1 protein-coding gene is annotated in these 10,864 nt (G+C 45.4%); it reads left to right on the plus strand.

Annotation, left to right across the window (positions count from 1 at the left end; all coding sequences use genetic code 11):
• Window positions 1-145: 145 nt before the first annotated feature.
• The gene (locus MKY18_RS01960; protein WP_342497691.1) at window positions 146-10,852 is read left to right on the plus strand and encodes an amino acid adenylation domain-containing protein; all 10,707 of its coding nucleotides are present in this window, start codon (window positions 146-148) and stop codon (window positions 10,850-10,852) included.
• Window positions 10,853-10,864: the final 12 nt, after the last annotated feature.

A 10,864-nucleotide genomic window follows, 5' to 3' on the forward strand; every position in this document is an offset into this window, starting at 1 on the left:
CAAAATGGGAGTCCCTCCGTTTTATTCGGGGTGGGCTTCTTTCCGTATTCTGTCTATTTTAATGGAATAGACTTGGTTCTTTTGATATAGAGGGTGCAGGGTTGTCACATTGGTGGAGAAAACACAGAAGAGGCGGAGGATGAAAATGAATACAGTTTATTACCCCTTAACACATGCGCAAAAGCGAGTATTCTACACGGAAAGATTTTATCCAGGTACAAGTATTTCTAATTTGGGTGGATTCGCCAGATTGAGATCGGTATCAGGTTTAGATCCATCTTTGGTCGTTGACGTGCTTCAAGCGTACATTCGCCAAACTGACTCCCTTCGGTTGAGGCTGGTGTATCGGCATGAGCAGGAGGAGCCTGTTCAATATATCAAGCCTTATGAAGAACAGCCGATTCGCATGGAGAAGGGCTGGAGTGAAGAAGAAGTGAGGGCTTGGGCGAATGAACAAATCCGTGAGCCGATGCCGTTGATTGACAGCCTCTTGATTGAATTTACGGTCTTTCAAATCAGTGATCAAGAGTGCTGGCTGTTTTGTAAAGCACATCATATTGTGGCGGATGGTATCTCCATCATCTTAATGGGAAATCGCATCATCGACTTGTACCAGGACATGCTGCAGGGGGTAGACATCTCACCGGTTGAGGAGATTTCCTTCGTTGACCACATTATGAGTGAGCAAAGCTATGAAACTTCTAAACGATTTCAAAAAGACCAAGCTTTTTGGAATGAACAATTTGCCAATATTCCAGATTTCGCTTCTTTAAAACCGCATAAGGGATACGAGATGAGTTTACATGCGGAGCGATTTTCAGGGGATATTCCAGATTCTTTGAAGGAGAAACTTCGTACGTTTTGTGAAGAGCAGAAAGTCAGTATGCTCTCGATGTTCATGTCTACTGTTTATATGTATTTGCATCGTTTTAGCGGTATGGAGGATGTTGTCCTTGGAACCTTTATGGGCAACCGAACGAATGCCAAAGAAAAAAAGATGATTGGTATGTTTGTTTCCACCATTCCGATGCGTGCATCTGTTCAAGGGTCGCAATCATTTCTTGATTTCGTCAAACAGGTCATGGCGGATCAAATGAAGATTTTGCGTCACCAAAAGTACCCTTACAATCTCCTCATGAATGATTTACGTGAAAGAGAAGGGTTTACAGGACGCCTTTTTGATATTTCTTTAGAATACCAGGTCATGCAGTGGCAGAAAAAAGAGAATCTGTCTTTTATTACTGAACCGATCTTTAGCGGGAGCGGAATGAATGATATTTCAATTCATGTAAAGGACCGCTGGGATACAGATACATTGACCATTGATTTGGACTACCGTACAGATGTATTCACCGAAGAAGAAATCAGTAAGATGTTTGATCGATTCTTGATCATACTAGAAGCGGCGGTCTCTCAGCCTGACCAGCTGATCGGGAAACTCCCTTTACTTCCACCAGATGAACAAAAGGAACTGCTTCAATTATCTGAGAGAAAACCGTTTGAAAAGCCAGCTGAAAAGCCGGTTCACCACTTGTTTGATGAGACAGCCAATAAGTATGCAGAGCGGACAGCTGTTGTAGCAGAAAATGGAGCATTTACTTATGGAGAGCTGTTTCAAAAGGCAGAAAAGCTGGCGCGTTTTTTACAAATGAAAGGTGTCTCGCGTGATGTGCCTGTTGCTGTCCTAATGGATCGGAAGGCAGAGGCTATGGTGGCGATCTTCGGCATATTAAAGGCTGGCGGGGCGTATGTACCGATTGATCCAGCATTACCTGAGGAGCGTATTCAATATATTGTGGAGGACTCTGGTGCTTCCATTGTGTTAACTGAGGAATCGTTCGTTTCAACATACCGTGTCCTCTCGGAAAAAATGGTCGTGCAGCAGCAAATCGCATTAGATGATGAACTGTTGCCACAGCTTGTAGATCAGTCGGTACCAGAGGATTTGGCATATATGATTTATACATCGGGGACGACTGGAAAGCCGAAGGGCGTCATGATTGAGCATCTTCAGCTACATCATTTGGTCCATGCCTTGCATCATGAGGTTTATGAAGAGGCGAGTGAGCTTCAAATGGCGCTTCTTGCACCATTCCATTTTGATGCATCGGTGAAACAAATCTTTGCTGCACTATTATTTGGGCATACGCTTCATATCATCCCGCGAGAAACAACGAGAAATGGTGTTCAATTAGCGGCTTATTATAGAAAACATCAAATTGAAGCAGCGGACGGAACACCGGCGCATGTGCAGCTTTTACTTGCAGCGGAATTAGATGGGCTGTCCTTGAGGCATATGTTAGTTGGGGGAGAAGCATTGCCTGCGAAAGCAGCATATTCTCTTATCGAAGCGGTTCGGATGAGTGAGCCTGATTTTAATTTGTGGAATGTGTATGGTCCGACTGAGACGTGTGTCGATGCGGCGGTTCATCGCCTAGAACTAAGTGAGCTGCGCGAATCCTCTGAACAGCAGCGTTATGTGTCGATCGGAAAGCCGCTCGGTCATCACCGTCTTTACATTTTAAATGACCATGATCAATTACAGGTACAGGGGGCTGCTGGAGAACTGTGCATTGCAGGGATAGGTGTTGGACGAGGCTATGTGAATCAGCCTGAATTGACGGAGAAAGTATTTACGGCAGATCCATTTTCTCCAGATGAGCGGATGTATCGAACAGGAGATCTAGTCAGATGGCTTCCGGATGGCACAATTGATTATCTTGGCAGAATGGATGATCAAGTGAAAATAAGGGGTTACCGCATAGAAACAGGCGAAATTGAAGCAGTGATGGAGCAGGTAGATGGAGTGGATCAAGCTATTGTACTTGTTGTCGAAGAAGCAGACGGGGAAAAGGTGTTAAGTGCTTACTATCAAGCTCGTCATGAAAATGTGTCAGTTGACATGCTGCAAGCTGCTATCAAACATCAGCTACCAGCTTACATGATGCCGCTCTATTTCAAAGAGCTCGATGCATTTCCACTCACAGTCAGCGGCAAAGTCGATCGTCGTGCACTTGCTGCCTTAAAAGGTGATAAAGCCGTTCAAGCTGTTTATGCTGCGCCTAGAAACGAGATCGAAACGAAGCTTGTGCGTTTGTGGGGAAAAATCCTTGGTCAAGAGAAGATTGGTATATATGATTCCTTCTTCGAACGAGGGGGGCATTCGCTGAAAGCAATGACTGTACTCACACATGTTCAGCGAGATTTTCAGGTGGAGGTGCCGCTGTCCATTTTATTTGAACAGCAGACCATTGCCGCTTTGGCTGCCTACATTGAGCAAGCGGAAACATCTTCTGAAACGGTGATACCTAAAGCACCTGCCTTAGACCATTATCCATTGTCACCTCCACAGCAGCGCGTTTATATGGTGAGCCAATTGGAGCAAAGCACTGCATACCATATGCCAGCTGTTGTGAGGTTAAAAGGAACACTGCACCAAGAGAAGCTGACGGAAGCCTTTGAAAAACTCATCATACGTCATGATATGCTGCGTACGTCTTTTCATACGTTGAAAGGTATTCCTCGTCATCGGATAGCTCCATCCGTGCCATTTCAAATCGAACAGCTAACAGGCGGCACGATGGAAGAAAATATGAAGCGATTTGTCAGACCCTTTAACCTTGAGTGTGCACCACTTCTTCGTATTGGCTTGAAGTCATTACATGACCAGGAGCACCTGCTCTTTTTCGATATGCATCACCTGATCTCAGATGGTCTTTCGATTGATTTGATGCTGCGTGAGCTGTCAGATGCTTACGAGGGATCGGTCAAAGACCCATTGAAGCTTCAATATCAGGACTATGCTGTTTGGCAAGAACAACAAGGTTTTCAAAAAGAAGAGGCATTCTGGCTGCAGGAATTTTCGGGTGATCTTCCTGCTTTACAGCTGCTGACCGATTATCAGCGCCCAGCAGTCCAGTCGTTTGTAGGGGATCGTGTGATCAAAGAAATCAATGAAACGTTAAAGGTGCAATTGCAGGAGCTTGCGGCAAAACACCACACGACACTGTATACGGTTCTGCTTTCTGCTTACTATACATTGCTTGCGAAGTACACGGGTCAAAAGGAATTCGTGGTTGGAACACCGGCGGCAGGGCGAGTGCATGCAGATTTGGATGACATGATTGGCATGTTTGTCCAGACACTTGCTTTGCGGTCCGAGGTTGATCCGAATGGAACCATGTCGCAGTTGATCGAGCAAGTGAAGGAAAAGACGATGCATGCATTTGAGCATCAGCAATATCCATTTGAACGACTGCTTGAAAAACTGAATGTGCCAAGGGATTTTAGCCGTCATCCATTATTCGATACCGTTTTTACACTCATGCCAGATCATGGATCAGCCCAGCATATAGGAGAAATGCAAGTTGAAATCGAAGAAACCAATTTCCATATTGCAAAGTTTGATTTAACGCTGCAAGCGATGGAGTCAGATCAAGGGTTATCCTTTGTCCTCGATTACAGTACGGCGCTATTTAAACGAAGTACAGCCGAGCAGATGCTGCATCATTATATGTATTTGCTGAAGCAGATGGTTCAAGCGCCGGAGGAGGCGATTCGATCTTATCGATTACTCTCTGAACAAGAAGCAGAAGCTCAACTGAATCTGTGGAATCCGTTAACGACGCCTTATCCGTCAGAAGAAACCATTGTGACGCAGTTTGAAGCACAGGTGAAGGCGCACGGTCATGAGTCTGCCCTCCAATGTGAAGGTGTGATTCTTTCTTACCAAGAACTAAATGACCGTGTGAATCAGCTGGCTCATTATTTACGTGAACATGGGTTTGAAAGAGGGATGAAAGCAGCCTTATTCTTTGAACGGTCTAATGAGATGGTACTCTCTGTTCTAGCTGTACTTAAGGCGGGCGGCGTCTATGTACCAATTGATCCTGATTTCCCTGATGAACGCGTGAAGCACTTTTTAACAGACAGCGGTGCGCAATTCTTATTGACACATCAAGTGCTGCGCCATCGTTCGGTACTTGCTTCTTTCGAAGGAACCATCATCGAAACAGAAGATCGGGCAATTGTTCAGCAATCAGACAGCCCTATAGATGTTGGTGTTTTACCAGAGGATTTGGCGAATTTGACCTATACATCTGGTACAACAGGAAAACCTAAAGGAAATATGGTGACACACCGGAATATTTTGAGAACGGTGAAGCAATCAAATTATCTGACCATTCATCATGAAGACACGGTGATGAGCCTATCAAACTATGTATTTGATGCTTTTATGTTTGATGTGTTTGGTGCTTTATTAAACGGTGCGAAACTGATTGTTCTGCCAAAGGATCATATCTTAAACATGAATGAGCTTTCTGGAGCGATTGAGAAGGAGAAAGTCAGTATTTTAATGATCACGACAGCTCTTTTTCACTTACTTATCGATATGAAAAAAGACAGCCTGAAGAACGTTAGAAAAGTTCTATTTGGCGGAGAACGTGCTTCCGTGCCTCATGTCATGACTGCACTTGAAACGGTAGGGGAAGGCAAACTTGTTCATATGTACGGTCCTTCTGAAAGTACGATTTTCACTACGTATTATCCAGTGAATCACATTGAGGAGCAGGCGTTATCCATTCCAATCGGAAAGCCAGTGAGTCAAACGGCTGTTTATATTGTAGATGAATTTGGACAGCTGCAACCGCCAGGTGTAGCAGGAGAGTTATGTGTCGCTGGTGATGGACTGGTAAAAGGATATTATGGGCAGCCAAAACTCACAAGTGAAAAATTCGTGGAAAATCCTTTCCGCCCTGGTGAGGTCATGTACAAAACGGGTGATCTTGCACGCTGGCTTTCAAATGGAGAGATTGAATTCATTGGACGAATCGATCATCAAGTGAAGATTCGAGGTCAGCGTATTGAACTTGGAGAAATTGAGCATCAGCTGCTGCGCCATCCGCAATTAAAGGAAGCCGTCGTCATTGCAGCTCCAAATGACACATTATGTGCGTATTTTACAGCCGAAGGGTCTGTCTCATTAACTGATTTACGCGAGCAAGCAGGGCGTGAACTGCCTGTGTATATGATGCCGTCATTCTTCATGCAATTAGACGAGCTTCCGCTGACGAATAACGGCAAGGTAGATAGGCGCGCGCTACCGGTGCCTGACCTAAGTGAGCAAGGGGTAAATGAGTACATCCCTCCTCAAACAGAAACGGAGCGTCTCGTGGCGCGCATTTGGGAAGAAGTTCTTGAAGTGCCGCGAATCGGCAGGCACGATCATTTCTTTGAATGCGGTGGTCATTCGCTGCGCGGCATGAAAATGCTGAACAAGCTGTATGAAGAGATGCACGTGGAGCTCACTTTAAAGTCTTTATTTGAATCCCCAATATTAGAGGCGTTTGCCTTTGCGGTTGATCAAGCGGATCAAACGGAGATCAAGCGGGTGGAGGTTGCAGAAGAAGCGGCCTATTATCCAGTGACATCTGCTCAGAAACGGCTGTTTGTATTGGAGAAAATGACCGACGCGGAGCAAAGCTATCATATGCCGGCTGCTTTAAAGCTAGAAGGTGCTTTTGATGAAAAACGATTTAAAAAAGCGATTGAACAGCTTGCCCATCGTCATGAAGCATTCCGAACGAGCTTTGATTTTGTTCAGAATGAACCTGTTCAACGGATTGAACCAAACATCTCCGTAGACATTGAGACAATCGAAGGGAACGGAAGAGACATACAGGAATTGATGAATGACTTTATCCGTCCATTTGATATAGAAAAGGCGCCTCTACTCAGAGTAGGTCTAGTTTCTGCTTCCGTAAATGTCCATTATTTGCTGATTGATATGCATCATATCATTTCAGATGGTGCATCTGTGGGCATTTTAATTGAGGAGCTTTCAGCCTTGTATCGAGGAGACAAATTAGAGAAATTACCTGTTCAATATAAGGATTATGCGGTTTGGTCAAAAAGCGAGACGTTTGCTGCACAAATAGAAGCTGAAGAGGCGTTTTGGCTGAAGCAATTACAAGGAGACCTGCCTGTACTGGCACTGCCTGAAGACCTGCCAAGACCAAAAGTGCAAACATTCGCAGGAGATCGCGTCTCATTTACAATCAATGGGCCGCTTAAAGCCAAATTGGATGAGCTGGTCAGAGCGCTCAACAGTACGACGTATACAGTCCTGCTCACTTGCTACAGTACCCTTTTAAGCAAGCTATCAAGACAAGAAGATATCATCATCGGTTCGCCGATTGTGGGCAGAACTCATCCGGATATTCAATCTGTCATTGGTATGTTTGTGAACACGCTGGCACTTAGAACAAAGCCAGCAGGACATCTGACAGCTGCGGAATTTGCGTCAAATGTTCATCAGCTTGTGTTAGAGGCAAATGAGCATCAGTTGTACCCATTTGAAGAATTGGTAGACCAAGTACAAACGGTTCGAGACACTAGCCGTCATCCAATCTTTGATGTGGTGTTCTCAATGGAAAATGCGGATATCCGTGATTTAACGATGGATGGACTTCACATTGTTCCAGAGCCATTCGAAGAGAATATCGCCAAATTTGATTTGACCTTAACTGGAAACGAATCGGCTGATCACATTGAGCTTGTGTTCGATTTTAATTCTTCTATCTTTCAACAGTCGTCGATCGAAAAGTGGAAGGAGTTTTTCCTTCATTTATTGGAACAAATGGTATCAGAGCCAGATCAATCGCTAGATCAAATGCAGCTATTATCACCGAAGCAGCAGCAAAAACTGCTCAGTGAATGGTCAGGCCCTGTCCTAAACGTTCCGTCAGATCGAAACGTTCATGCACTGATTGAGGCTAAGGTATTTGAAGCACCGAAACAAAAAGCGGCGACCTTCTGCGGAACAAGCTGGACGTATGAGGAACTGAACAGCCGTTCAAATACAGTCGCTTCAAGACTCATCTCAAACGGCATAAAACGAGGAGACCGTGTCGGTATTCTGACTCGCCCATCGCTTGATATGGCGGCAACCGTCCTTGGCGTCCTGAAGTCAGGTGCGACATTCGTTCCAATTGATGCGGATTATCCGGATCAGCGTATTGCCTACATGCTGGAAGACAGCGGGGCAGAGGTTCTTCTCATGCAAAAAGGACTGACTGCACCATCTTCATTCGCAGGGCATGTCCTGTTCATAGAAGATGCGGTAGAAGGCGAAGCACAAGAAATTCAGATTCATGTCAAACCAACAGATCTCGCCTATATGATTTACACGTCTGGAACGACAGGACAGCCGAAAGGTGTCATGGTCGAGCACCAGTCCCTTGTGAATCTAGCGTTCTGGCACAATGATGCCTTCCAAGTGACAAATGCGGATCGAACCGCTAAATATGCCGGCTTTGGCTTTGACGCCTCTATTTGGGAAATGTTCCCGACATGGATTGCCGGCGCAGAGCTGCACATCATTGATGAAGCGATTCGTCTCGATATGATCAAGCTCAATACGTATTTCAATGACGAAAATATCACCATTGCGTTCTTGCCAACTCACCTATGCGAACAGTTTATGTCAATGGACAATCACTCCTTGCGTTACTTACTAACAGGCGGAGACAAGCTGAAACAGGTAAAGCCTGTTCCATATCAACTCGTGAATAACTACGGTCCAACAGAAAACACCGTCGTGGCGACAAGTGGGATCATCAATCCAGATCAAGGCACGCTTCCGATTGGAACAGCGATTGCTAATACTCGTTTTTACATTATGGGTTCGTTATATGATCTCTCGCCGCCAGGCGTACCGGGTGAGCTTGTGATCGCAGGAAAAGGACTGGCAAGAGGGTACTGGAATCTTCCGGAGGAAACAGAGAAAAGTTTTGTCCCAGATCCATTTTATCCAGGTGAGCGCATGTACCTGACAGGTGATTTGGTGAAATGGACAGAGGATGGCGAGCTAATCTATCTCGGCAGAAAAGACCATCAGGTCAACATCCGTGGCTTCCGGATTGAGCTGTCAGAAATTGAGGCGCAGCTCCTTGCGCTGGCAGAAGTCAAAGAAGCAGTTGTGACAACGGTCAAAGATGCCAGCGAACAGGATGCCCTTGCCGCTTACGTCATCACAGCTGAAGAAACGACCGACCTGAAAGAAAGTCTAAAACGCACGTTGCCAGACTATATGGTGCCTTCATGGATCATCAAGCTAGACCACCTGCCGATGACGGCAAATGGAAAAGTCGATCTGAAAGCATTGCCAGCACCAGATATGGAAGCGAACCAAACGGCATACGAAGCGCCAAGAGACGAAGTCGAAACGCTTCTATGCGGCATTTGGAAAGACGTGCTTGGCGTCAGCCAAGTCGGCATTCATGATCACTTCTTCTTCCTTGGCGGAGACTCGATTAAAGGCATTCAAATGGCAAGCAGGCTCACACAAGCGGGCTGGAAGATTGATATGAAACTACTATTCCAGTACCCAACGATTGCGGAGCTACGCCCATATATCGAAGAAGCCGATCAACTGACAGCTGACCAATCACCTGTCGAAGGAGAAGTCATTTTCACACCGATTCAGCGCTGGTTCTTTGAACGAAACTTTACGAGTCAGCACCATTGGAACCAATCAGTTATGCTCCAAGCGCCAAATGGCTTGGATGAAACCATCGTTCAGCAAGTGTTGGAGCAGCTCATGATCCATCACGATGCCTTGCGAATGGTGTATCCGCTTGAAGAAGGACGCGTGATCCAGCGTCATCGAAAAATCGAAGAAAACTTGGTGGCTGTTGATGTGGTAGAAGTACAAGGGGAACTGTCGCAGCAAATCCAGCAGGTAGAAAAGCTGGCAAATGAAGTGCAGGCGAGTATATCGCTAGCGGAAGGACCTTTAGTAAAGCCAGCCATTTTCCGAACGGATCAAGGGGATCATTTACTGCTCGCTGTACATCATCTTGTCATCGATGGTGTGTCATGGCGTATTTTCCTTGAAGATTTTATGGCTCTTTATGAACAGTCGAAGCGCGGGGAAGTCCTGACACTTCCTGAAAAAACACACTCTTTCCAAGAATATGCCCAGAAGCTGACGGAATACGCGATGTCAGATGAGTTGCTGTCGGAAAGAGCTTATTGGAAAAAGGTACTTGCGCATTCCGTTACGCCGCTTCAAAAGGATCATGTGACGGAGGATCAGCGGATGCTTCATACACAGACCATTCGTTTTACATTGTCTGAGGAGGAAACACGCAGTCTGCTGACAGATGTACATGAAGCATATCAAACAGACATCAATGATATTTTGCTGACAGCACTCGGATTGTCCATGAAAGAGTGGACAGGTGAAGATAGACACTTTATACATCTTGAAGGACACGGGAGAGAGAACATCCTCCCTGCGGTCAATGTATCACGGACGATTGGCTGGTTTACAAGTATGTATCCTGTGTTACTGGATATGTCGCATGCAGACGATCTTTCTTATCAGATCAAGCATTTAAAAGAGGAACTCAGGCACATCCCGAACAAGGGAATCGGCTATGGCATATTAAAATATTTAACCCCTGACAAGATGAAGGACGATATCTCATTTGATCTCGTGCCACATATCAGCTTTAACTATCTTGGTCAGTTTGATGAACAGATCATCGGTGAGTTAAGCCGCTCAACGTGGGATGCAGGCCAATCGCTGAGTCCTGAATCAGAGAAACCTCATGCACTTGATATTGTTGGTTTCGTCGAACAAGCCATGCTCCATGTGACGATTTCTTATCATCATCTTGAATTTGAAGAACGTACGATGGAACAATTCAAGGACCTTCTTGAAAAGAATGTGAAGGCGCTGATCTCACATTGCGTATCACAGGAGGAAACCCAGATGACACCTAGTGATGTGGGTGATGAAGATCTCACGATGGATGAACTTGAAAAGCTAATGGATATATTTTAAGCAAACGAAGAG

Source organism: Bacillus sp. FSL R7-0672, assembly GCF_038601465.1.
In the GTDB taxonomy this organism is placed as follows: domain Bacteria; phylum Bacillota; class Bacilli; order Bacillales; family Bacillaceae; genus Bacillus; species Bacillus pumilus.

Excerpts from the sequence above, each read along its gene's own strand:
- MKY18_RS01960 (WP_342497691.1), top strand. The coding sequence starts at position 146 with ATGAATACAGTTTATTACCCCTTAACACATGCGCAAAAGCGAGTATTC.